The organism is [Phormidium] sp. LEGE 05292 (assembly GCF_015207735.1).
Taxonomy (GTDB): domain Bacteria; phylum Cyanobacteriota; class Cyanobacteriia; order Cyanobacteriales; family Aerosakkonemataceae; genus Floridanema.
This window is the reverse complement of record NZ_JADEWG010000005.1, coordinates 73,366-97,582: the sequence shown is the minus strand read 5'-3', so window position 1 is coordinate 97,582 and position 24,217 is coordinate 73,366. Positions and strand designations below refer to the sequence as shown.

Below are 24,217 nucleotides of genomic sequence, written 5' to 3'. Positions count from 1 at the left end.
GCAGGGCTAATTCATTTTCAACGGAGAAATTGATTTGTGAAGGAGAGATAATGCAAACAACGGAAAAATCATCTTTCCCCTTGTCCCCTTGTCTCCTTGTCCCCTTGTCCCCCCATCCGGTTAATTTTATTTGATGACCATGAATTAGCCCTGGGGGGATGGGGGAGTTGTAGAATAATTCTCCCCATCTCCCCATCTCCCCATCTCCTCATCTCCCCATCTCCTCTGCCCCATTGTTAAAACTTAACAATAGTGATTGCATTTTTTCCTTTCGCTCTATATGATAGAGTCTTGTGTTCAATAAATACAGTATTCCGACCGACTAACCGTATTTTCAAAAGAGGGAGAGAGAATGAGTCAGTGGCATAGCACCACAAAACAAGGGCAATCCTTATATAGGATAGTTGCTCGTGCAGCTTCTATGGTCAGACAGTGGTGCCAAAAGCGGCTGAACTTCAAGAGTAAGCTAAGCGGATTCAAGAGTTTCGTCAGCTTATTTTTAGTGGGAGTAAGTTTAAGTGTGGCGATCGCCTCCTGTGGAGGAGGAGGTTCCAACGCGCCGAATACTTCCACTCCAGGTGCAACTTCGGGAGCTCAAGGCGACGTTAAAGTAACTTTAGTTTCTTATGCAGTCACCCGTGCTGCTTATGAAAAAATTATCCCTCAATTCACTGCCAAATGGAAACAAGAACATAATCAAAACGTAACTTTTACCCAAAGTTATGGCGGTTCTGGTTCTCAAACAAGGGCTGTAATTGATGGTTTAGAAGCCGATGTTGTCGCATTAGCATTAGAACTGGATACACAAAAGATTGAACAGGCAGGATTAATTCAACCAGGTTGGCAAAGCGAAGCACCTAACAATTCTATTGTCACTAAATCGGTAGCTGCTTTAGTGACTCGCGAAGGAAATCCTAAAGGAATTAAAGGTTGGCAAGAACTGGCAAACCCAGGTGTACAAGTGATTACCGCTAACCCGAAAACTTCCGGTGGTGCTAGGTGGAATTTCTTAGGTTTATGGGGATCAGTAACCCAAACCGGAGGTGATGAAGCCAAAGCTTTAGATTACACCACCAAAGTATTTAAAAATGTTCCAGTATTACCCAGAGATGCTAGGGAAGCTAGCGATGTCTTTTTCAAACAAGGTCAAGGCGATGTGTTGATCAACTATGAAAATGAAGTAATTTTGGCAGCATTAAATGGTCAAAAATTACCTTATGTAGTACCCCAAGAGAACATCTCTATTGATGCTCCTGTAGCGGTGGTAGATAAAAATGTTGACAAACATGGAACTAGAGAAGTTTCCGAAGCTTTTGTGAAATTCTTGTTCACGCCAGAAGCGCAACGAGAATTTGCTAAAGTCGGTTTTCGCTCAGTCGATCCAACTGTAGAACAGGAGTTTTCTAAGCAATATTTACCGATTAAAACCCTGTACACAGCCAAAGATTTTGGTGGCTGGAGTGAAATTCAGAAAAAGTTCTTTAATGATGGCGCTATTTTCGACCAAATTCTGGCTAAAAGTGGCAAATAAGGAATAATGGCTAAGTTAAAACACAGGTTCTCAGAATTAAGTAGTGTGACTAAGATGAGGATAAAAATGCAAATTCCTCAAACCTATCAAAATGAACCTGTGCTTTCTCGGTTAACTTCAGAGCATGGCTTAATTTTCAATATTACTAAAGCAATTTTAGGAGGAAAACATCAAGAATATTGGCTTGATTTAGAATTAATTGGTACACCTGAGCAAATTGAAAGGGCGATCGCTTACCTACGAAAACTCCAAGTAAAAATTTGGGGAAAACCTAATCCCGATGGCGATGCTTGGTAAATTCATTAACGAGGATAATCAAATGGCAACCTCTAACCAAATCGAACCCGCATTTCAACAAATTCATCCCAGCAAAGATGCAGCAGGAACATCTAACGCCGTTCCAGACGATCGACCAACCCAAACTCGCATTCGCATTAAAATTCCCCAAAAATATCATCAAGAACCAGTAATTTCTCGGTTGATTTCCGAGCATAAATTAACCGTAAATTTGAATCAAGCTTTACTAGGAGCAAATGCTAGTAATGATGGTTGGTTTGATTTAGATTTACAAGGTTCAAATCGTCAAATTCAAAGTGCCTTGATTTACTTGGCAGAAATGGATATAGAAATCTGGAGTAAATCCACCGATCCCGAAGAAGAAATTTGGTGATCGAAATAGCAAAACTCCCCATCAAAATGGGATAATTTGCTAATTAAACTGCAAATTTATTCACCCAAAAAGCAGCAACAAAAATTAACTCGAAGGAAAATTTCATTCTATGGCTGTATCTTCTACTCCTGGGCTGACTCGTGCGGGAAAAAACCCCCTGAGTCAGCTATTTAATCTCTCTTGGCCTTGGCGAATTATGTTTGGGTATCTGAGCATAATGTTATTTTTGCCAATGGCAGCTTTGTTTTTAAAGGCGAGTACAGTCGGCCCTGCGGAATTCTGGAGAATTGCTACCACTCCAGTAGCCCTTTCTGCTTATGAAGTTACCTTTACCACAGCATTAATTGCCTCATTAATTAATGGCTTATTTGGCGTATTAATTGCCTGGGTTTTAGTCAGGTACGACTTTCCTTTAAAGCGTCTGGTAGATGCAGTAATTGACTTACCTTTTGCTTTACCTACCTCAGTGGCAGGGTTAACTTTAGCCACAGTTTACAGTGATAATGGTTGGATTGGTTCTTTACTCGCACCTTTAGGAATTAAAGTAGCATTTACTCGCCTTGGTGTCGGGGTAGCAATGTTATTTATTTCCCTACCTTTTGTAGTACGAACCTTGCAACCTGTTTTACAAGAAATGGAAAAAGAAGTAGAAGAAGCAGCTTGGAGTTTAGGTGCTTCCCATGCCCAAACATTTTGGAAAGTAATTTTACCGCCTTTAATTCCACCAATATTAACCGGAGTCGCCTTGGGTTTTTCCCGTGCAGTGGGAGAATATGGTTCAATTGTAATTATTTCTTCCAGTATTCCCTTTAAAGATTTAATTGCTTCCGTGTTAGTTTTCCAAAAATTGGAACAATTTGATTATGCAGGTGCAACTGTAATTGGTACAGTTTTGTTACTCATTTCTTTGATTATGTTATTAGCAATTAACATTTTGCAAGCATGGGGGCGGCGTTATGAATAGAAGAGAAGCTAAATGGGTGAAGCCAGTTTTAATTACGATCGCCCTAAGTTACTTAGGCTTACTAATATTAGTTCCGGCAGCTAATGTCTTTTACCAAGCTTTTAAAGACGGCGTAGGCCCATTTTTTAACAACCTCACCCAACACGACTTTTTAAATGCAGTTTGGTTGACAGTATTAATTGCCGCAATTGTCGTACCAGTTAATGCGATTTTTGGTTTGTGTACTGCTTGGGCGATCGCCCGCAACAAAAACTTCCCCGGTCGTACCCTACTATTAAGTATCATCGACCTACCTTTTGCCATCTCACCAGTAGTCGCAGGTTTAATGATCGTCTTACTTTATGGACGTAATGGTTGGTTTGGCCCTTGGTTAGAATCTGCTGACATTAAAATCATCTTCGCCCTTCCCGGAATGATCCTCGCCACAGCTTTTGTTACCTTACCTTTCGTCGCCAGAGAAGTAATTCCCGTACTCGAAGAAATAGGTTTAGACCAAGAAGAAGCTGCCAGAACATTAGGCGCAAAAGACTGGCAAATCTTTTGGCGCGTCACCTTACCTAGTATTCGTTGGGGTTTACTATATGGCTTGATTTTAACTAATGCTAGAGCTATGGGAGAATTTGGTGCAGTCTCGGTTGTTTCCGGTAATATAGTCGGCAAAACTCAAACATTACCCTTATTTGTGGAAGAAGCTTATAAACAATACCAGACACCAGCCGCTTTTTCCGCAGCAGTCTTACTAGCATTTTTAGCAGTAGTCACCCTGGTACTAAAAGAAATCCTAGAGCGCAAAACTCGGATTAAAGATGTAGAAGAATAATTGGGTAATTTCAGATTATAAAAATTCAAATTTTCAGTAACAAGTTTAGCTTTTTTCTGTAATTTGAAAATTTTAATCTGAAATCACCACCTCCAAATAGCAATTAGCATTTAGTATTTGCTCAAGCCATATTGTTTTCAATTGACCAACGTGCCAGTTCTGTGCGATTATGCAGTCCAGTTTTGCCCAGCATATTTGACACATGACTTTCTACTGTACGTTGACTGACATTTAGTTCCTCTGCTATTTCCCGATTAGCTAAACCTCGCGCTACGTGCTGTACCACTTTCAGTTCCGTTGGAGTTAATTGCACATCAAAGGGAACGGTAATTCTCTGATTGCTATCTCCGTTAACTGTGTAGTTCCGTAGCCGTTCAGTCTGCTTAAGCGAAGATTCCACTTGAGCCACTAGTTCTTCTGGCTCAAATGGTTTTACCATATATACATCTGCACCTGTGTTCAAGCCTTTGACTTTATCTTGGCTTTGACCTTTAGCAGAAAGGAACAACACCGGAATCCAATTGGTTTGAGGATTTTCCCTAACGTGCTTGACAAAGGTATATCCATCCATTTCCGGCATCATCACATCACAGATAATTAAATCTGGGGTGTCATTTTCCAGGACTTCTAACGCTTGACGACCGTTTTCAGCCGTGATTACTTCATAACCCCGAAATTCTAAGTAATCTTTGACTAGTAAGATTAGGTTAGGGTCATCATCAATTAGCAGTAGTTTTTTTGTATCTCTCACACGAGTTTCCTTAACCATGCTTTACCACTTGCCTATACTGGCGGCAATTACGTTTGCAATTGCTTTCCCCCAGTATTATCTACATTGTACTGAACAAACTGTTGAGTAGAGTTTGTTAAGTAAGTAACAACCAGTATACGTTACTGGAAATCAGCAGTTCGTCAAAAACCGAGAGAAACATAGTAGTAATACTGAGTTAAGCGGTTTAATTGCAATGATAATATCTGCATTCGACAAAAACATCTCCTTGCTAAACGAACACGATCGGAGTAAGATATCCAGGGTTTAAACTTTAATTGTCACTCGGAGTTACAGTTAAAGTAGCATCCGGTAGTGGATGAGTTACAAAAGCATACTCCTGCACAACTTGATTGCCAATTAAATGTTCCTGAATAATTCTTTCAATCACTTCTGGGGTAGCACTGTGGTACCAAACCCCATCAGGATAAACTACTAGGATCGGCCCAGAACAACAAACTCTTAAGCAGTTTGCTTTAGTCCGAAAGATGCAATTAGGTTGATTAACTGTTGGTTTATCTAATTGTAATTCTTTTAGACGCTTTTTTAAGTAATTCCACGCTTGTAAACCTGTTTCCTTTGAACAGCACTGCGCCAAACTTTGGTCTGCACAAATAAAAATATGCCGTTGAATTTGGTTGATGCCTAAGTTTTGCACGCAAATAGCCAAAGCATCACTTTGTGAAGACTCACAAACATTACAAGTTTCATTATCAGGCTCAATTGCTGCGTTCTCCATATTCCTTGCCTCTACCTTATTCGTACTAATAAATCATGCCTCACCCGACTGAGTTCGGGAACCCGTACACAAAAATTTATTGTCATTGAGGCACTGCTCGTTTTAAATTAGCACTCAGGAGGTGAGAGTGCTAAGAGCGATCGAAAAGGTAAAGAGTGATAAAGAACTTATACCTAAATCGAGACGCACTTGCTTTCCTCATCTCTGTTGTAAGAAACGAGAAAAGCTCTGGAGATTGGAATTAACTATGGCTGCTGTATCATTGAGCGTTTCCACCGTTAAACCATTAGGTGAACGAGTGTTTGTAAAAGTAAGTGCTGCTGAAGAAAAGACTGCAGGCGGTATCCTACTTCCCGACAATGCGAAAGAAAAACCCCAAGTTGGAGAAGTTGTGCAAGTAGGCCCCGGCAAGCGCAATGATGATGGCACTCGCCAAGAATTAGAAGTGAAAGTTGGCGACAAAGTTCTCTACTCCAAGTATGCTGGCACCGACATCAAACTCGGTAGCGAAGAGTACGTTTTACTCTCTGAAAAAGACATTCTGGCGATCGTTAGCTAGTGCGAGAAGGCAGAAGGCAGAAGGCAGAAGGCTCCAAGGAAAGAAGGAAAGAAGGTTTGTAAACAGCCTCTTCACTTGATTTGTAAATGTATAGTCATTTCTGCCTGGATGCACTAAATAAAGTCATTAGTCATTAGGAAAAAACAAATGACAAATGACAAACACCCCAAATTTAAATTACCCAATCACTGTAAATCACTGAAACAGAAAAACTATGGCTAAGCGCATCATCTACAACGAAAACGCTCGTCGTGCCCTCGAAAAAGGAATTGACATTCTAGCTGAAGCAGTTGCGGTAACATTAGGCCCCAAAGGTCGCAACGTAGTGTTAGAAAAGAAATTCGGCGCACCTCAAATTGTTAATGATGGTGTGACCATTGCTAAAGAAATTGAACTCGAAGATCATATTGAAAACACTGGCGTTGCTTTGATTCGTCAAGCTGCTTCCAAAACTAACGATGCTGCTGGCGACGGTACTACCACTGCGACAGTTTTAGCTCATGCAATGGTAAAAGAAGGGCTGCGGAACGTTGCTGCTGGTGCAAATGCGATCGCACTAAAACGCGGTATCGACAAAGCTACCAACTTCTTAGTAGAACAAATTAAAGCACACGCTCGTCAAGTAGAAGAAACCAAAGCCATTGCTCAAGTTGGTACCATCTCTGCTGGTAACGATGAAGAAGTCGGCAACATGATCGCCGAAGCAATGGATAAAGTTGGTAAAGAAGGCGTGATTTCCCTAGAAGAAGGTAAGTCCATGACTACCGAGTTGGAAATCACCGAAGGGATGCGCTTTGATAAAGGTTACATCTCTCCTTACTTTGTAACTGACGCAGAACGGATGGAAGCTATTTTAGATGAGCCTTTCATTCTGTTAACTGACAAAAAGATTGCTTTGGTACAAGACTTAGTACCAGTTCTAGAACAAGTTGCTCGTTCTGGTAAGCCATTGCTGATTATCGCGGAAGATATTGAAAAAGAAGCTTTGGCGACTTTGGTAGTTAACCGCCTGCGTGGTGTGTTAAACGTAGCTTCTGTGAAAGCTCCTGGTTTTGGCGATCGTCGCAAAGCTATGCTGGAAGATATCGCAGTCCTCACTGGTGGTCAAGTAATCACCGAAGATGCAGGTCTGAAGCTGGAAAGCACCAAGCTGGATATGCTAGGTAGAGCACGCCGCATCACCATCACCAAAGACAATACTACGATCGTTGCTGAAGGTAACGAAAAAGCAGTTAAAACTCGCTGCGATCAAATCCGTCGTCAAATGGAAGAAACTGAGTCTTCTTATGACAAGGAAAAACTGCAAGAACGTTTGGCTAAACTAGCTGGTGGCGTTGCAGTTGTAAAAGTCGGTGCAGCTACCGAAACCGAAATGAAAGACCGCAAGCTGCGCTTAGAAGACGCAATTAACGCAACTAAAGCTGCTGTAGAAGAAGGTATCGTTCCCGGTGGTGGTACAACCTTAGCTCACTTGGCTCCTCAAGTTGACAAATGGGCTAACGGCAACCTGACTGGTGAAGAGTTGACTGGCGCTTTAATTGTAGCTCGTGCTTTGACCGCTCCTCTGAAGAGAATTGCTGAAAATGCTGGTCAAAACGGCGCGGTAATCGCTGAAAGAGTGAAGGAAAAAGACTTTAACGTTGGTTTCGATGCGGCTAAGAACGATTTCGTTGATATGTTTGAAGCTGGTATCGTTGACCCCGCTAAAGTAACTCGTTCTGCGTTGCAAAATGCTGCTTCTATTGCCGGAATGGTGTTAACCACCGAATGTATCGTGGTTGACAAGCCTGAGCCAAAGGATAATGCTCCTGCTGGTGCTGGCGCTGGCATGGGTGGCGATTTCGATTACTAAGTTTAATTGGGTGGGCTTTTTGCCTGCCCTTTGTATAAAACAGCTGCTTCCTTTGTGGGGGTGGCTGTTTTTTTATTTTGAACCGCAAAGGACGCGAAGAGCGCGAAGAGAAGAGGAAGAGTGTTTCTTTAAGTTGTAGAGGTAAAGTGATAGATATTGAGTTACTAAGGGCAAACTAAAAATAAGACTTTAGAAGTTTAAGTAATGAGGGATAGAAGTTATGAGTTGGAAATGTCCTTACTGTGGCTCAGACAAGGTGCATCCTGAAGGCGGTGGAGGATTGGCAATGCTCGGTAAAGCACCAGAACAACACTTATTCTGTAGCAATTGTCATCGCAGTTTTCCTTATGATAGCGGTAAATCCTCCACATCAAGCCCGAATACGAATGAACAAAGTCAGAAAAAGCAAAAAAAAGGCTGGTTTTTCTAGTAAGCAACTGTGAGGAAATACCATTTCAACACAATCAATTCTAGTAGCGGTATTAGATTAATTAAGGTGCGTCATAACCTTAAATTTTTTAGTGTTTTTTGCCTAAATTTATCTTATTTGACGCACCCTGCAAACTACAAAAAATCGTAATTTTTCTCTTTCTTCGTGTCCTTCGTGTCTTCGTGGTTCAAAAAAATTTTTTAACTATTAAAAAGACTAATATGTTCTGATGGGCAGTGGAGTTTTAATGATGAAGAAGCCTGAGTTTAATAATATGAATCGTCAAGAATTGAGAGCTTATATTTTAAGTCATCGAGAAGATGATGATGCGCTCGAAGTTTTAATTAAACGCAGAAATCCCAATAGTCCAAAATATCCTTTTCCCCAAACTGATGAAGATTTCCGAGAAATGGAACAGATACTTAAGAGAAAATTGGGAAACACTGGTGGAGAAGCAAACTGAGAATTAAATGCGATCGCTATGATTAAAATTAAGACTGATTGTACTCTGCTAAGAAATTGCGATCGGATTTTTTAACGAGAGCGATCAAAAACTTCGGGTAATCTATGTTTGTAAAAAAGCCATAATTTGCTCTGGAGTCAAAGGATTTAAGCCTGTGATTCCCTGAAAATCACTAACATTGTAAGTAGCAAAATAGTCAATATTTGCATCTAAAATCAAAGCAGCTAACCGAATATCAAAAATTCTAGCTGAAACAAAATTTCCATTAACCGCTAGTTGCAATGCTCTGTCTAGAGTAGAACGGATTGGATAGATAACCTCAAACGTACCTCCTAAGTAAGTTCCATTGATTAGATCTCTCGCTTGGGATGGAGTTAAAGCATTACCTTTCATCGCTGTAGGATTGGTGAGAATCCTGTATAGCTCAATCATATTCTGTTCCGCAATTACACCTTGAATTTTAGTTTCTACAGCCATTTTAAGCAGTTCTGCGGAGTTGGTGTGATAGCTGGCAGATTTATCGTGAGCATATACCAGGACATTTGTATCGAAGAATATCTTAATCTGACTCATAAATTTTTTCTCTCTTAAGATATTCATCTTTGATTTCTAGGTCAAAGGTAGGGAAAGGATATTGTTGTTGAGAAACAACAGAAAGAGATACTTCTACTTCATCCCCATCTTGGATATTTTCTGGTAAGGGTTGTGTCAGAATAATGCTTTGTCCTTTGATGTAACCTTTCATATTATTGATAGCTCTAAATGTCTCTATCAGTGCGTGAAAATGATGCGCTCGAAGTTTTAATTTCAGCGATTTACTTACCTCAGTTTTTGCTTTGCTTTCTCTATCCGCTGTAACTTTTGCTCACGAATCTGTTTTTCTAATCCCGCAATAACTTCCTTTAATTGTAAACCAAACTCTTCCAATTCCAAGCGAGTTTGAGGCAAAGAACTAAAGAACTAAGGAGACGTGCGCGTGTTTCTGGATCTGGAATTCGCGGTTGATTAGTCATGGCAGGTTCCATTCAAGTTTCACCTCTTGGATACTACGCTCCCAAATTGATTTTGACTAATTGCTTATTATGCTAAATTTAGCATAGCACTTGACGAACAGTTCTAAAAGTCAATATCAGGAGGTAATATAAGTGTTTACTACTCACAGGACAATTTTAAGTAAAATTGATCGAGAGAATCCTGATTATCAAGAAATGTTATCTAAAGCGATTAAAGAGGCTTTGAGCAATTCGGAAAATAGAAAAACTATGACTGCGGAAGAAGCTTGTGAACGAATCAGAAGAATTTTAAAGCGAGTTATTAGAGAACTTTGCCTCGGTGATACGCTTCGTCCATCAGTTCAAATGCCAAAGCTGAGATTAGCACGCCAGCACCAAATGCCATAATGCCTGCGATCGCTCTTTTAGGAATGGGGAAAAAATAACCTATTGCTGCTCCTATTAATAGCGCAGAACCACCAACCAATCCCCAAAAACCCGCTTGCAACCACAATGGAATCATTTAACACCTTTATTTCCGAGGAATTTTCTTTAGATTTAGCAACTTCTTTTCTCACAAACATCAAACTTTGGAAGTAGTTTTAGTCAATTTTATGGTACTCACTCTCCTAAAATTAAACCTAAATTCAGTTCATTTAACTGATGAACAATTTTATCAACTTTGCCAAAATAACCGCGAGTTGAATTTTGAACGCAATGCAAAAGGAGAATTAATTATTATGCCTCCAGTTGGCGGAGAAAGTGGTAATCGTGAATCAGAATTGAATATTGATTTGGGAATCTGGAATCGGCAAACTCGACTCGGTTACACTTTCAGTTCTTCTACTGTTTTTAAGTTACCAAATGGTGCTGACAGATCTCCTGATGCTGCTTGGATTAGTCGCGAACGTTGGGAAGCTTTAACACCAGAACAAAGGCGTAAGTTTCCCCCCATTGCACCAGATTTTGTGATTGAATTAAGATCAGAAACAGATAATTTGTCAATTTTACAAGAGAAGATGCGGGAATATTTGGATGCAGGTGTAAGATTAGGTTGGTTGATTAATCCCCAACAGCAACAAGTGGAAATCTATCGCTTAGGACAAGAGGTAGAAGTGCGAAATTTACCAACTGAATTATTAGGAGAAGATGTTTTGCCTGGATTTACTTTGAGTTTGGATGTTTATTGAAAATTTGTAGGGGCGAAGCATTCGGGTCAAAATTTATGAGTGAAAATCTAGATTTCTTGCCCGAATGCTTCGCCCTTACGGTTAACTTACCTTACTTCACTTTCAAATTTAAATCTGTTGTTTCTAAAATTTTGGCTAATTCTTGTAAAAGAGTCTCCTGTTCTTGTTTGATTTCATTCAATCTTTGCAAAATTATATTGCATCTTTCTTTGGGATCTTCACTGTCTGGTTTTGGTGATAAAAATCGATTGTTTATATTATTTGCTGTTGATTGATAAGCTTTGGGTAGAAACGATCGCACCAATAACACCGGAGACAACAAAACCGACATCCAGCTTTTAACAATTAAACCACCTAAAGCTTGAAATAATCCCCAAATTAACACAATAGATATTAGGAAAAGTGCGATCGCAAACAGCGGGTGATTGAACAACCAACCTAAAATTACATGGTGATTCATCCAATTAGCAATATAACTATTAATCCCATTTTCTATACCTTCAGTTAAGGAACGACTTAAGCCTTCTGTTTTTTGAATTGTTTCTTCTAAAGATAGTTTCGCTTGTTCAGATGCTTGATGAATACTATCAACTGCTTGCACGGAAGTTTGGGAAAGAGTGTCCTTGGCTTTTTGTGCGGTTTGCGCGATCGATCCTACCGCACTTCTACTAGTTTCATTTATGCTAGTAACAGCCTGATTAGTAGCTTGAGTTAATGAATTTTTGGCTTTTTCAGTGGCTTCTGTTACTTTACTAAAAGCTTGGCTCGTCTCTTGACCAAAATTATTTAAAAGATTGTTACTTGTTTGGATAACAATTTCTTTTGTTTGCTCAGTAGTTTGAGCAAGAGAGTCTTTAGTTCGATCGCTCAATGCTGTTACAGTATCAATTGTATTGCCCATTTTTTGAGCAAAAAAATCCTTGCTATTTTGCAAGTCTTGAGAAAATCTTTCCAGAAGTCCAATTTCCATGTTTCACCCTCTGCCATTTCCCTACAAAAATTTATTTGCTAAACCTGCCTTAAATCTTGGGTAACTTCCACAGTGACTTTCTCTCCTCCCAATAACGATGCTACTTCTTGTAATAGTTCATTCTGCTCTTTTTGAATCTCTTCTAATCTAGTCGAAATTTCTGTCAATCTTTGCTGTTTATCTATTTGTACTGGTTGAGAACTGGCGGGAGGTAAAGCCGGAAGTTCAGTATTTTTTTTGCCAGTTAATTGTTTAATGGCTAAATTGCCTACTTGCTGTATAGATTTACTACTAACTCTCCAAGAAAATCGCAATAATTTCATTGGTGCTTGCATTAATTCTCTGACAAGTATTCCCACCAGATAACTAAAACCTTTGAATAAATTCCAGAGCAACGCCAATATAATCAATAATATAATTAAACCCCAAATTGGGTGATTAGTACCCCACAAAATCAAATCGAGTAGGCGAAGAACTCTGGGGTTAGTCTTCAACCAATCAATTACATCATTAGAAGCGATCGCTATTAACAAAGAATTAAACATGGCAGCACTTAATTACATTCCACGATCCATTAAAAACTGAAATGTACCCACAGTTTTACTTAATATGCGAGAAAATTTAGCAAAATACAGATCCAAAACTCCTTCCAGTGTATCCTCTAAACAAGGTGATTCACCAAACTTGGAGCTACCTGGAATATGAAACTCAAAACCCTCGTTATCATCACTCTCGCTACTCCCCTCTGGTTGTCAACTCCCCTGCGGGCAGAAAGTCTAGTACAATTCAAACAGCCAATTCTAGTAACTCAAAAAGCATCATGGAATGAATTTTCCTCCGAACCAGGAAGATTCGCTGTCTCAATGCCAGGAACTCCTCAAGAAGAGACAGAAACTAATGAAGATGGTTCCACAGAACACTCGTTCTCCCTAACTTCTGATGACTCTGCTTTCCTAATACACTATTCTGATATTCCTGATATTGAAAAGTTGAGTAAGGAACAAATTACCGAATTATTAGACAATGCACCTAATGATTTCGCTAAAGCTGCTAAGGCTAAGTTAATCACCGCAACAACTGTTTCATTAGATGGTCATCCAGGTAAAGAATTTGAGTTTACATCGAGTGAAGGTATTAATGGTAAAGGTAGAGTTTACTTAGTAAAACAACGACTTTATATAGTTGTAGGTATGACAACTCAACCTGATAATTTGCAGAGGTTTCTTGATTCTTTTCGGTTGATTTAAAAAGTTACCTAGAGGCAGGTAATTAATGCGTTTAACAATACTTCTGCCAAACTGGGTTTAACAGCGATAGCAAATAAAATATTTTATGCTGTTCAATTAGTCGGGGGTTGAATCCCCAACTAATTGTAATTTTTATTATAAATATAAATATAATCTAAAGTTAAGGTGTTTTGCTCAAAATATCAGTTTTTCTACGGATTTATTTTGCTCCTGATTCAGGATAAACTAGTACAAGAAGACAGAAGTCTCCCAGAAAAGAAGGTTTTTCTATTGAGGTTTTTACCTTTTTTTTACTGATTGGTTATTTCTGCTGTGTGGCACTAGCTATCAAGTAGCTAAGTAGCAACAGCCAGCAATTAATCTAAACTCAAATTTTGTTTATTACCATTTTTATTGGCAAGTGTTAATTTTTTAAAACTTTTATAACATTCTGCTAGCTATAGTAAGGAATTTGCTCTAAATAGTTTTAAATTATCTATATTGATTGTTCTAAAATACCTAAATTCTAATTACAATTAGAAAGTAAAGATTAAAATTTCAATGACGAAAATATGAAAAAGTAAACTTTAGCAAAATTTAACTTTTTAACGCTATATTGTGCGATTCTCTATAAAGGAGAAACTGATGAAACAGATTTTAGTTGTGGACGATTCGGCAACGATGCGAAGGATGGTAATGGCATCATTGCAAAAATTAAAAGATGTAACTTTTAATGAAGCAAGTAATGGTTTAGAAGCAATTGAAAGGCTAGTTCTAGGGCCAGTCAATCTAATGATTTTAGACTTAAATATGCCGGATATGCACGGATTAGATGTTTTAAAATTTGTGCGATCGCATCAAGCATATTCACATATTCCCATCATTGTTTTAACAACTAAAGGCGATGAAACTAGCCGTACTGAAGCATTACAAGCAGGAGCATCAAAATATATGACCAAGCCTTTTGAACCGCAAAGTTTTGCTGCCCAAGCACTAGAATTGTTAAATTAGGCGCACTAGTGCAGCGCGGCAGAAATAACCCATCAGTTGAAAAAAGGTAAAAGCTGAACAGAATTGCCGATTAAACCCTTCTGCCTTATTGCACTAGGAGACACTCATTGATTACTGGCTGAAGGAAAACAATCAATAATGGATAATTTCTTCGCTAACTTTCTGGATGATTATTTTGCCGAATGTGATGAGCATATAATCAATATTCGTGATAATTTACTGGCAATTGAAGCCCAGATTAATCAGCCACAAATTGAGCATTCTTTTCTCGACAAACTCTTTGTTAGCTTTCATTCTATCAAAGGGTTATCAGGAATGGTTGGCTTAAAAGAAGCGGAAGAACTTGCTCATGAAATGGAAAGTTATTTGCGGCTATTGCGAGAAAAAAAAGTAATACTTACTGCCCCAGGAATTGATGCTTTAATTAATGGAACTACCATATTAGAGCAGGTAATTACTGCTTACCGTACCCAAAGTCCTTTGCCGGATCTTGGCTCAATAATGAGTCAGTTAACAAATGCTTTTGCAGAAAAATTGCCAGAGCCAACAAACTTAGGAAACAACACAAAAACCGGAAATAATCAAGCAGTAAACTCCTCTGCCACTCAGATATCCTCAATAACATTAAAAATTCAAGAACAAGCCGAACTAAAATCAGCCTTAGAACAGGGTGAAACAGCTTGGCAATTTGAATTTTTACCCGGACAAGAAAAAGCCGATCGCGGCATTAATGTCAACACAGTTCGGGAACGACTGCAAGTAATTGGTAAATTGATTCATGCTTCGCCAAAAGTTAGGCAAAATGGAGAAGTTTCTTTCAATTTTGTAGTGACAACAAATGTTCCTGAAACTTCTTTTGCTGGGTGGGATGCTGATGGACTGACTTATTCACCCTATTTAGTCACAGGAAGTGAAGAAAAATCAGTCACAAAAAGCGAAGAAAAACCAGAACAGCTTGCTTCTTTGTCTCCAGTATCTTCCCCTACGCCAATTTCTCCGCTCATTAACACTACTGGATCTACCCCCTCTAATGTTGTGCGGGTAGACTTAACAAAGTTAGATGAATTAATGCGAATGGTAGGAGAATTAGTTACTACTCGTGCCAAATTTGCCGAGAATTTAAAGAACATAAAAAATAAATTAAACGCTACTGAATTACGCGCTTTGCGGGAGACAAATCTGGCTTTAGAACGACAATTGCGAGACTTGCGTGAAGGCGTAATGCGAGTGCGTTTAGTACCAATTGGCGAAATTTTTACCAGAATGCAATTCATAATTCGTGACTTAGCAAAAGAGAGTCAAAAGCAAATTTCATTGCAGTTTGAGGGACAAAATACCGAAATAGATAAATTTGTTGTTGAACGAATGTTAGACCCGATGATGCACATGGTACGCAATGCAGTTAGTCACGGTTTAGAATTGCCAAATGAGCGAATTAGCTGTGGCAAATCTCCCGAAGGTAAGATTAGTTTGCGTGCGGCTACAGTGGGAGAAATGGTAGTAATTGAAATTGCCGATGATGGACGGGGTGTAGATGTTGAAGCAGTGATGAATCAGGCAAAAAAACAAGGCTTAATTGATTCATTTGCTCAAAATCAAACAGTAGATAGTAACACGATTCTCGATCTTATGTGTTCCCCTTGTTTTTCTACCCGTGAACAAGCAGATTTAATTAGTGGACGGGGGGTGGGAATGGCAGTAGTGAAAAATACTGTAAATGAATTAGGAGGTTTTATAACTCTTGATTCTCAAAGGGGAAAAGGTACAACTTTGAGGATTCAATTACCTTTAACTTTGGCGATCGCAGATGCTTTAATTATCTCTGTGAAAGACCAAACTTTCGCAATTCCTCAATCTGCTGTTCGGGAAGTGCTCCAAGTGCCTGAAAGTGCGATCGCCATCTTAGAAAATAACGAACTAATTCCTTATCGTCACCAGGTTTTACCTTTAATTAGATTGTCAACAGTATTTAACCTAAACAATAGTCATCAATTCTCTACAAACAGCGAGATAAAAATTAATCAAAAATCTTCCCATACCCAATTACCTGCGGCACAAAGTACTTTAAAATTAATTGTAGTTGGTAATGGTGTCAACGCTGTTGCGATCGGCGTAGACCAGATTTTAGGACAACAAGAAATAGTTGTGCGACCACTGACAGACCCACTAGTACAAGTTATCGGTATTGCAGGCGCTACCGAACTCGGTGACGGGCGCGTAGTCCTAATTATTGACACCTTAGCCTTAAATCGGATTGCTAATTCAACAGTAAAAATCAAAAATTATTCAGAAAAAACTGCATGATTTTAATTAATTACATTAACAGCTAAGTTGGAAAAAATTATGACAACACACCCCAATCATTCCCCAGAAAATCATTCCTCATTACCATTTATTCTATTTGAATTAGCAGGAACTACCTACGGTCTACATTCTCAAGTAGTTCAACAAATGGAAATGGTACAACAAATTACACCTGTACCCAATGCAGCAAATTTTGTCGAAGGAGTAGTTTTTTCTCGTGGTCAAGTAATTCCGGCAATCAATCTACGAGTTAGATTTGGCTGGGAAAAAGTTCCTTACGATGTTCGCACCAGGCTAATAGTTATTAACGTAAATCATCGTACAGTCGGCTTAATTACTGATTCGGCTCGTGAATTTATTTCTATTCCTCAAGATGTAATTTTACCACCACCAGAAGCAATTTCTGGATTAAGTGGTAAATATTTAGCAGGTATTGCTATGTTAGGAGAAAGGCTAATTTTGATTCTCAATGCTGAAGAAATAATTAACTTAACCACCGATACATCATTAATAGTTCACTCTTCTTAAAAAGACCGTAACTGCATAAACTGCTAGGCATTTAAATTTAATATTTAGGCTGATGGGGAGATGGGGGGATAGGGAGAGAGATTGACAGTTTTTGCCTAACGCCAAAAATATACAATTTAAATGCGATGCAAGCTTAAAATCTAGTCGTTAACCTACTAAATACCAGGAAAAAAACAATGGCTAAAAATCCCTCTCGTCAGAATGGCAAATCTCATAAATCAGACATGAAATTACGTTATGAAAATCAAGCAAAACCTGCTAAAAATAATAATCATAACCGTAATCAAAACGAACAACTATTGCAAAAGTTCAACCAAGTTGTTCAGAGTACAAACACAATTAGTCAAGGTATAGAATCTCAAATAAATCAGATGGAAGAAGTCACCAATAGTAGCAATGAAATGGTGACATCTCTGAAAGAAACATCTACACAAGCAGAATCAGTAGCTACTTCCGCAGAACAGCTGGTTTCCTCTGTAAATGAAATGGCAGCATCAATTGAACAGGTGACAGCTAGCACTGTGGAATTAGCAACATCTGTAACTCAAACTGCAACTTCAATTCAAGAAACTACTAGCTCAATTAAAAGTGTTGCCGAAACTGCTCAGGAAATGGCTACCTCTGCCACTCAAGTTAGTACTTCGATGAACGAAATTTCTGCTTCAGGAAAAAGCGTGAGTAGAGATACAGACAACTTAGTGACATCAATCAATGAAACAGCTGCTTCTGTAGAAGAAATGACTCGATCGATTCAAAGTGTGGCCCAAAATTCCAATGATTTAAGTAACGCAGCGGAAAAAAGCACCTCTTCAATTAATGAAATGGCAGCATCAATCGAACAAGTTTCTGCCACCACAGAAAATTTAGCTGCCACAGTAGAAGGAGTTTCTGGTTCAATTGAAGAAATGGCGGTTAGTATTCAAGGAGTTGCCCAAAATACTAACCAAATTACAGAAGCAGCTATCAACGCCGCTACTAGTGCTACTGAACTCGAGCGATCGATTCGTTCTGTCAGCCATCTCACCAAACAAGCAGATGAAATTACTAGCCGTGTAGCTAAAGACGCAGAAGTTGGCAGCGTTACCGTACAAAAATCAATTCAAGGATTAATTAAAGTCCGGGATTCAATGGCCCAAAGTGCTGATGTAATTCGGGATATGGGCAAACAAACTAATGAAATTAGCAGCATTGTAGACACAATTAATTTAATCGCTGAACGCACTAATTTACTATCATTAAATGCCTCAATTGAAGCCGCTAGAGCCGGAGATGCCGGACGCGGTTTTGCCGTAGTTGCCGAAGAAATTCGTAACTTAGCCGAACGTGCGGCGCAAGCCACTAGTGATATCGCCGCAATTATTAAATCTTTGCAAAATGTAGTCCAAGAAGCAGTAAATAAATCCAATGATGGAATGCGGGTTGCCGAAGAAAGTGGTCAGTTAGCAGAAGAAGGTGTATCAGGATTAAAAACGATCATGAACGGCATCCAAGAAACCACTCAATTAGTCCGGCAAATTGCTGTTGCTTCCGCAGAACAATTAACTGCCGGACAATCTGTGGTTTACGCAATTAATACTACAGCGAGTCAAGCTAAAGAAGCCGTTCAAGCTACCAAAGAGCAAGCAAAAGCTGCTCAAAATATTGTGCAATCTGCGGCGCAAATGCGGAAAATTACCATGCAAGTTTCTAATGCCATGAACGAACAAGGAAGAGCCGCTAGGGAAATTATTAAAGCTGCACAAAGTACAACTTCTTTAGCAGTTCAACTGCGTCAAGCTACCGCAGAACAAGCAAAAGGTGCCTCACAAATTTTGCAAGCGATAGAATTAATGCGTCGTGCTTCGGCAAACACATCTCGTGCTATAGCCGAACAATCGACTGCTTCCGAGCAAGTTTCTCAAGAAACTGAACGCCTTGCCCGGTTAATTGCTCAAATTACTAAAGCAATGACAGAACAAGCAAGTGCTGCTTCTCAAATTACTACCGCAGTGGAAAGTATTCGCCGCCAAACTGAGCAAACAGCTAAAGCAATGAAAGAACAAACAAAGGCGACTAGAGATATGACTTCCGGGACGCAAAATATTTCTAGACAGATTGCCATGATTACCCGCAGCAATCGAGAACACTCCAATGTTGCTAGTATGATTCTGAAGAATTTGGCTCAGATTCGGGCTGTGAGCGATCGCCATCTGCAAGAAATCAAAGAAACCCAACAAATTCTCAAATTATATATTTTGGATTTGTCAAACGGTCAATCAAAAATCTGAAATTCTCCTCTGCGTTGCCACTATCAAAACCCAACTACAACAGACTTGAAAAATGAAAAATAAACCAAAAATTAGCATTTTTACTACAGACACTTTACTCGTCGTTTCTTCTTGGGATGATTGGTTAACTTCAGTCACCGGATTATCTGAAGAAATGGTCAAAGGTGTGGCTTTATCTGAGCTGATTCCATCCTTTAATGCAAGTGGCATTGCTGGGCATTTTCAGCGGGTATTACAACACGGAATAATTGAAACTCTGCCCCAAAAAATTTACCCTTACCTATTTGAATCTGCCCTAGCAGTTCCCTCGCGCAACTTCCAAAAAATGCAGCAACAGGTAACTATTGCCCCCTTAAAACAAAAAGGTGAAATTATCGGTACTATAGTCACGATAGAGGATATTACCGATGAATTGGAAATCAGCTTAAACATAGCTGAACAATTAAACAGCCCTCAAGAACATTTGCGTTTAGCTGCTGTCCAAAGTTTGGCAAAAGCTAATATCGCAGAACCTGAACAAATGCTAGTTAAAGCATTAGGAGATCCCAGTTGGCGAGTCCGTCGCGCTGCCGTTGATGGTTTAGCTGCTGTTAGTGGATCGACTCTCGCTACTTCCCTATTAAGAAGTTTACGAGAAGAACACCGTAATCCTAGTGTTTTAAACGGTGTATTGCAAGTTTTAGCTCATGGCAAAGTTGATATTGTTCCAGCTTTAATTGACTGTCTTAATAGTGAAGATGAGGATTTGCGAATTTATGCTGCATTAGCTTTAGGAGAACAAAAAGACAGCCGCGCAATTCCGGCTTTACGAATAGCCTTGCAAGATAGCAATTCTAATGTCCAATATCATGCGATCGATGCTTTAGGACATTTACAAGCAATAGAAGCAGTAGAAGATTTAGTTTCTATTGCTTGTGGGGGAGATTTTTTCCTGGCATTTCCGGCTTTAGATGCCTTAAGAAATATTAGTTCACATGAAAACAATTCTCCAAAACTTGCCTTTATTGCCACCAAACTTTTGCCTTTGTTAGACGATGAATTGTTAGTCGCGGCAGTAGTTGATACCTTAGCTTTTTTGGGCGATGCTAGTGTAGTTCCACCAGTGGCAACTTTGTTGAATGAACCAGACCCGCCTGTATCTAATTTAGTTAATGCAATTAGGGTATTATATGACCGCTATGAAAATGCTTATCATGAGGGTAATTACATTGCTGATTTAGCTTTTGCTGCAATTAAAAAACAGGGCATAAATAATTTATTGGCAAATGTTAATGATGCTAAACCAGATGAATTAAGAGCGATCGTTCTATTATTAGGTAGATCGGAAGGAAATGCAGAAACTGCCCGTGCTTTAACTCGACTTTTAGGTGAAGAAATGGTGCGGGCAACTGTGATTGAAGCTTTGGTGCGCTATGGCAAAAGAGTCACAAACTTACTAATCGAACAATTGTCATCTGAGGATTTAGAAGTGCAAAGGGCGGCTGTAATCGCTTTAGGAAGAATCGGTGATGCGGAAGCTGTACCTGCATTAACTCAATTATTAATTCAATCAGGAGCTAATTCAGAAACTAATGAACAGGAATTTTCCCATCAACCTTTACCAGAATTAATGGTAGTTATTGCTAATTCTTTGGCACAGATTGGCGATCGCCGTGCTTTTGATACACTCTTAAGTTTAATCGGTCATAATGATAGCGCCGTGCGTTTAGCAGCAGTAGCAGCACTAAATTCTTTAGGGCATCCAGAAATGCTCAACCGCATGATTACTTTACTCCAAGATGCTGATGCTTATGTGCGCGAATCAGCGGTAAAAATTGCCGGATATTTTGCCTTTAATGAATGTGTCAACCTACTTTTAGAACGCTGTCACGACCCAGCAGAAGAAGTGCGAAAAGCCGCGATCGAATTAATTCCCTATTTGGAAAACGCCCCCGTATTACCTACTTTAGTTAACGCTTTAGAACGGGAAACTCCGAAAGTGAGAGCCGCCGCTGCTAGAGCCTTGGGACAAATGGATTGTACCCTAGCTTATACCCATCTGTTAAAGGCTTTGCGGGATAAAGACCCTTGGGTACGCTACTATGCAGCTAGAGCGATCGGTTGGAATGGTTACGCTGAAGCGATCGATATTTTGGCAGATCTCGCGCATCGCGATCCCAGTATGATCGTGCGAATTGCAGCAGTAGAAGCTTTGGGACAAATTGGCGGGCCAAGAGTAGTTTCATTCCTAGCTCCCATTGTCGATGATACTAATGCTAACAATGATTTGGTACGAGCAGCTTTAACCGCTTTGGGACAAGTGGGACACCCCAATTCTTTACCGCCTTTGCTCAGTGCTTTGCGATCGGAAGATTTGTTCCGCCGAGTCTGTGCAGTCAAGGCTTTAGGAAAAAGAGGCGGTCAAGATGTCGAATCAATTTTACAGGATATAGCAGCTACAGAAGTTGATGTAACTGTTGTGTTTGCTGCGATTGAGGCATTATCACTGTTAGCTACCCCAGAAGCGATCGCCGCTTTGCTAGAATTAAGCACTAATCCAATACGCAACGAAGCTTGTATTATCGCTCTAGCTAATTTGGGAGAAAAACAAGTGGAAGCAATTGGACAAGGGTTACATCATTTTAATCACGAAGTCCGCTGCGCCACCGTAGAAGTACTGACAAGATTAAGATGTCCTCGTGCTTCCGAACTTTTGATTACCGCGTTGGACGATCGAGAACAAATCGTGCGATTAGCAGCAGTTAATGGATTGGAACATTTAGGCAATCGCTATGCAGAACGCAAAATCGCTGTTATGGCACATACAGACCCCGATCCTACAGTGCGTCAAGCAGCACAAAAAGCTCTCGGTTAACTTTATATTTTCCCATCTAAAATCTAAAATCAAATTCATTTCCCACAAACATAAGTCATGAAATTTAGTTCAGAATCCCTTGGTTTACCTGATAGCTCTTTTGTTTTATTACGCGATTTAATTCAGGAACGTACCGGGATAAATTTTTATGATTATAGCCCCGATTTGTTGGGAGATAAACTATTTTCCCGTGTAGTTGCTTGTGGTTTTGATTCATTTCTGGATTACTATTACTTGCTGAAATATGAAGATAATTCTGCAACCGAATGGAAACATTTAATGGATGCTATTACTGTACAAGAAACTTTTTTCTGGCGGGAAACAGATCAAATTAAAGCTTTAGTTAATGTGTTGGTTCCTGAGTATATTACTCAATTTCCTGGTCGAACTTTGCGAATTTGGAGTGCCGCTTGCGCCACTGGAGAAGAACCAATTTCGATTGCGATCGCACTGAATGAGGCAGGTTTGTTGGATAAACTACCAGTTCAAATTTATGCTAGTGATGCTAGTGCCAGTGCGCTCGCTAAAGCTAAAGCAGGTTTATATCGAGAACGTTCTTTTCGCAACATACCTCTGCATTTACAAAGCAAATATTTTGTAGAAACAGCCAATAACCAATGGCGAATTATTCCTGAAATTCATCAGCGGATTGAATGGTCAATAGCTAACATAATAGTAGAAAATGAAATAAGTTATTTAGCTACTGCCAATATTATCTTTTGTCGAAATGTCTTTATTTACTTTGACCATAATTCGATTCGTAAAACTATCGAAATCTTTCATAAATATATGCCCGAACCTGGTTATTTATGTATCGCTGCTTCCGAATCTCTTTTAAGATTAACTAATAAATTGGAATTACAAGAAATCGGCGGTGCTTTTATTTATGTCAAATCTTAAATAATAAAGACGATTAGACAAGATTATTAGTAAAATACTTAAAATAAAATATTAAAAACCAGGAGTAGAAATAATGGATCAAGTAATTCGTGTTTTGGTTGTTGATGACTCTGCTTATGTGCGGAAAGTAATTAAACAAATGTTATCCCGCAGTCCATTGATCGAAGTTGTTGGTGTTGCTCGCGATGGCAAAGAAGCATTAGATTTGGTCGAGCAACTTAAACCAGATGTAGTGACATTAGATTTAATTATGCCTAACATGAATGGCATAGAATTTTTGCGGGAACAAATGCTGCGCCGCCCCTTACCAGTAATTATTGTGAGCATTGCTAGTGAGAGTGGAGAAACCGCACTAGAAGCTTTAGATGCTGGCGCAGTGGAATTTGTGCAAAAACCCACCGCACTGGCAACAGAAAAAGTATTTGAAATTAGCGATGAATTAATTCAAAAAGTTAAAGCTGCTGCTAATGTCAAACTCAGTAATTTACCTACGAATCCTAACAGCCAAGTAAAATCACCAGTAGTTCATCAAATCCGATCGGGAATAATAGATATTGTAGTCATGGGAATTTCTACGGGTGGGCCACAAGCACTTTCTTTTTTAATTCCCCAATTACCAGAAAACTTTCCCATTCCGGTAGCAATTGTTTTACATATGCCAGTGGGATATACAGAAATGTATGCCAAGAGATTGAATGAAATTTCACCACTAAAAGTTGTCGAAGCAAAGGAAAAAGATCCGGTAATTCCGGGTACAGTTTTAATTGCACCAGCCGGAAGACATTTAAGTTTTATGCGTCAATCTGATGGTGTTGTAATTACTCATTTAGATGCTCGTCCATTTGATACTTTGCATCGTCCTAGTGTAGATGTATTATTTCAATCAGCAGCGGAAGTTTTTGCCGATCGCGTTTTAGGCGTAATCATGACAGGCATGGGTTCCGATGGCAAACAAGGTGCTGCTTGGATTAAATCTCATGGCGGTTTAATTTTTACAGAAGCAGAAGAAAGCTGTGTAGTATATGGAATGCCCAGATCGGTTGAAGAAGCAGGTTTAAGCGATAAATCTATCCCACTTAGTCAAATTACAGCAGCAATTATGGAGGTTTTATAATGTCAGTTTTTCTGGGGAAAATATAGGAGTTGCGAGTTACCAAATAACTGGTTAAATCACAACT

General features: G+C 39.3%; 27 protein-coding genes. 18 read left to right on the top strand and 9 right to left on the bottom strand.

All coding sequences use genetic code 11. The features are described from left to right. A partial coding sequence (locus IQ264_RS32630; protein ID WP_228061246.1) for a hypothetical protein occupies nt 1-196 on the bottom strand: 196 nt, incomplete at its 3' end. Nucleotides 197-352: 156 nt separating this feature from the next. Here IQ264_RS32630 and IQ264_RS03240 point away from each other — a divergent pair. From IQ264_RS03240 to cysW, 5 genes are all read left to right on the top strand, one after another. Continuing rightward, on the top strand, nt 353-1,531 hold the full coding sequence (locus IQ264_RS03240) for a sulfate ABC transporter substrate-binding protein (protein ID WP_193978544.1): 1,179 nt from the start codon (nt 353-355) through the stop codon (nt 1,529-1,531). Nucleotides 1,532-1,597: 66 nt separating this feature from the next. Next, the gene (locus IQ264_RS03235; protein WP_265583019.1) at nt 1,598-1,828 is read left to right on the top strand and encodes an NIL domain-containing protein; all 231 of its coding nucleotides are present in this window, start codon (nt 1,598-1,600) and stop codon (nt 1,826-1,828) included. A gap of 22 nt (nt 1,829-1,850) precedes the next feature. Then, a complete protein-coding gene (locus IQ264_RS03230; RefSeq protein ID WP_193978540.1) occupies nt 1,851-2,201 on the top strand; it encodes an NIL domain-containing protein in 351 nt (116 codons plus the stop codon). 109 nt (nt 2,202-2,310) lie between these two features. Further along, nucleotides 2,311-3,165, top strand: a complete 855-nt coding sequence (gene cysT / locus IQ264_RS03225) for a sulfate ABC transporter permease subunit CysT (protein WP_193978538.1) — start codon at nt 2,311-2,313, stop codon at nt 3,163-3,165. Next, a complete protein-coding gene (gene cysW / locus IQ264_RS03220) occupies nt 3,158-3,985 on the top strand; it encodes a sulfate ABC transporter permease subunit CysW (protein WP_193978536.1) in 828 nt (275 codons plus the stop codon). Before cysT ends, cysW begins: the two co-directional genes overlap by 8 nt. A 121-nt stretch (nt 3,986-4,106) precedes the next feature. On the opposite strand, the gene IQ264_RS03215 is transcribed toward cysW, so the two are convergent. Together IQ264_RS03215 and IQ264_RS03210 are read right to left on the bottom strand one after the other, a co-directional pair. Continuing rightward, nucleotides 4,107-4,754 carry a response regulator transcription factor gene (locus tag IQ264_RS03215; protein ID WP_193978534.1) on the bottom strand — a complete coding sequence of 216 codons (648 nt, stop codon included), beginning with the start codon at nt 4,752-4,754 and terminating at the stop codon, nt 4,107-4,109. 274 nt (nt 4,755-5,028) lie between these two features. Next, nucleotides 5,029-5,493: a (2Fe-2S) ferredoxin domain-containing protein gene (locus IQ264_RS03210; RefSeq protein ID WP_228061245.1), complete on the bottom strand. Its 465-nt coding sequence runs from the start codon at nt 5,491-5,493 to the stop codon at nt 5,029-5,031. 247 nt (nt 5,494-5,740) lie between these two features. On the opposite strand from IQ264_RS03210, the gene groES reads away from it, so the two are divergent. From groES to IQ264_RS03190, 4 genes are all read left to right on the top strand, one after another. Beyond that, on the top strand, nt 5,741-6,052 hold the full coding sequence (gene groES, locus IQ264_RS03205) for a co-chaperone GroES (protein WP_193978532.1): 312 nt from the start codon (nt 5,741-5,743) through the stop codon (nt 6,050-6,052). A 214-nt stretch (nt 6,053-6,266) separates the two neighbouring features. Next, nucleotides 6,267-7,904, top strand: a complete 1,638-nt coding sequence (gene groL / locus IQ264_RS03200; protein WP_193978530.1) for a chaperonin GroEL — start codon at nt 6,267-6,269, stop codon at nt 7,902-7,904. Between the two features lie 220 nt (nt 7,905-8,124). Beyond that, a complete protein-coding gene (locus IQ264_RS03195) occupies nt 8,125-8,334 on the top strand; it encodes a hypothetical protein (RefSeq protein WP_193978527.1) in 210 nt (69 codons plus the stop codon). 247 nt (nt 8,335-8,581) lie between these two features. Beyond that, nucleotides 8,582-8,797 carry a DUF6887 family protein gene (locus tag IQ264_RS03190; protein ID WP_228061244.1) on the top strand — a complete coding sequence of 72 codons (216 nt, stop codon included), beginning with the start codon at nt 8,582-8,584 and terminating at the stop codon, nt 8,795-8,797. 102 nt (nt 8,798-8,899) lie between these two features. Here the strand turns inward: IQ264_RS03190 and IQ264_RS03185 are convergent, their stop codons facing one another. The 4 genes from IQ264_RS03185 to IQ264_RS03170 form a co-directional block, all read right to left on the bottom strand. Further along, complete coding sequence (locus IQ264_RS03185) at nt 8,900-9,370, bottom strand: type II toxin-antitoxin system VapC family toxin (RefSeq protein WP_193978525.1); 471 nt, start codon at nt 9,368-9,370, stop codon at nt 8,900-8,902. Continuing rightward, a complete protein-coding gene (locus IQ264_RS03180) occupies nt 9,357-9,542 on the bottom strand; it encodes a hypothetical protein (protein WP_193978523.1) in 186 nt (61 codons plus the stop codon). Before IQ264_RS03180 ends, IQ264_RS03185 begins: the two co-directional genes overlap by 14 nt. A gap of 157 nt (nt 9,543-9,699) precedes the next feature. After that, nucleotides 9,700-9,822, bottom strand: coding sequence for a hypothetical protein (locus tag IQ264_RS33370; protein WP_265583018.1), 123 nt, complete (start codon nt 9,820-9,822; stop codon nt 9,700-9,702). Nucleotides 9,823-10,111: 289 nt separating this feature from the next. Continuing rightward, nucleotides 10,112-10,312, bottom strand: a complete 201-nt coding sequence (locus IQ264_RS03170; RefSeq protein ID WP_228061243.1) for a hypothetical protein — start codon at nt 10,310-10,312, stop codon at nt 10,112-10,114. 91 nt (nt 10,313-10,403) lie between these two features. Between IQ264_RS03170 and IQ264_RS03165 the strand changes: the two genes are divergently transcribed. Beyond that, nucleotides 10,404-10,979, top strand: a complete 576-nt coding sequence (locus IQ264_RS03165; RefSeq protein WP_193978521.1) for a Uma2 family endonuclease — start codon at nt 10,404-10,406, stop codon at nt 10,977-10,979. A 91-nt stretch (nt 10,980-11,070) separates the two neighbouring features. Here the strand turns inward: IQ264_RS03165 and IQ264_RS03160 are convergent, their stop codons facing one another. Continuing rightward, the gene (locus IQ264_RS03160) at nt 11,071-11,949 is read right to left on the bottom strand and encodes a hypothetical protein (protein ID WP_193978519.1); all 879 of its coding nucleotides are present in this window, start codon (nt 11,947-11,949) and stop codon (nt 11,071-11,073) included. A gap of 38 nt (nt 11,950-11,987) precedes the next feature. Then, entirely contained in the window at nt 11,988-12,494 is a 507-nt protein-coding gene (locus IQ264_RS03155) for a hypothetical protein (protein WP_193978517.1), read from the bottom strand. A 156-nt stretch (nt 12,495-12,650) separates the two neighbouring features. On the opposite strand from IQ264_RS03155, the gene IQ264_RS03150 reads away from it, so the two are divergent. The 8 genes from IQ264_RS03150 (at nt 12,651) to IQ264_RS03115 (ending at nt 24,153) form a co-directional block, all read left to right on the top strand. After that, the gene (locus tag IQ264_RS03150) at nt 12,651-13,196 is read left to right on the top strand and encodes a hypothetical protein (RefSeq protein ID WP_193978515.1); all 546 of its coding nucleotides are present in this window, start codon (nt 12,651-12,653) and stop codon (nt 13,194-13,196) included. Nucleotides 13,197-13,820: 624 nt separating this feature from the next. Further along, nucleotides 13,821-14,186: a response regulator gene (locus IQ264_RS03145; protein WP_193978513.1), complete on the top strand. Its 366-nt coding sequence runs from the start codon at nt 13,821-13,823 to the stop codon at nt 14,184-14,186. Between the two features lie 138 nt (nt 14,187-14,324). Then, on the top strand, nt 14,325-16,490 hold the full coding sequence (locus tag IQ264_RS03140; RefSeq protein WP_193978511.1) for a chemotaxis protein CheA: 2,166 nt from the start codon (nt 14,325-14,327) through the stop codon (nt 16,488-16,490). A 39-nt stretch (nt 16,491-16,529) separates the two neighbouring features. Then, a complete protein-coding gene (locus IQ264_RS03135; RefSeq protein ID WP_193978509.1) occupies nt 16,530-17,018 on the top strand; it encodes a chemotaxis protein CheW in 489 nt (162 codons plus the stop codon). A gap of 176 nt (nt 17,019-17,194) precedes the next feature. Next, nucleotides 17,195-19,285 (top strand): methyl-accepting chemotaxis protein, encoded by a 2,091-nt coding sequence (locus IQ264_RS03130; protein ID WP_193978507.1) that lies wholly within the window; start codon nt 17,195-17,197, stop codon nt 19,283-19,285. 52 nt (nt 19,286-19,337) lie between these two features. Next, nucleotides 19,338-22,139, top strand: a complete 2,802-nt coding sequence (locus tag IQ264_RS03125) for a HEAT repeat domain-containing protein (RefSeq protein WP_193978505.1) — start codon at nt 19,338-19,340, stop codon at nt 22,137-22,139. A gap of 57 nt (nt 22,140-22,196) precedes the next feature. Beyond that, entirely contained in the window at nt 22,197-23,039 is an 843-nt protein-coding gene (locus tag IQ264_RS03120; protein ID WP_193978503.1) for a CheR family methyltransferase, read from the top strand. A 73-nt stretch (nt 23,040-23,112) separates the two neighbouring features. Then, nucleotides 23,113-24,153 carry a protein-glutamate methylesterase/protein-glutamine glutaminase gene (locus tag IQ264_RS03115; RefSeq protein ID WP_193978501.1) on the top strand — a complete coding sequence of 347 codons (1,041 nt, stop codon included), beginning with the start codon at nt 23,113-23,115 and terminating at the stop codon, nt 24,151-24,153. Nucleotides 24,154-24,217 lie beyond the last annotated feature (64 nt).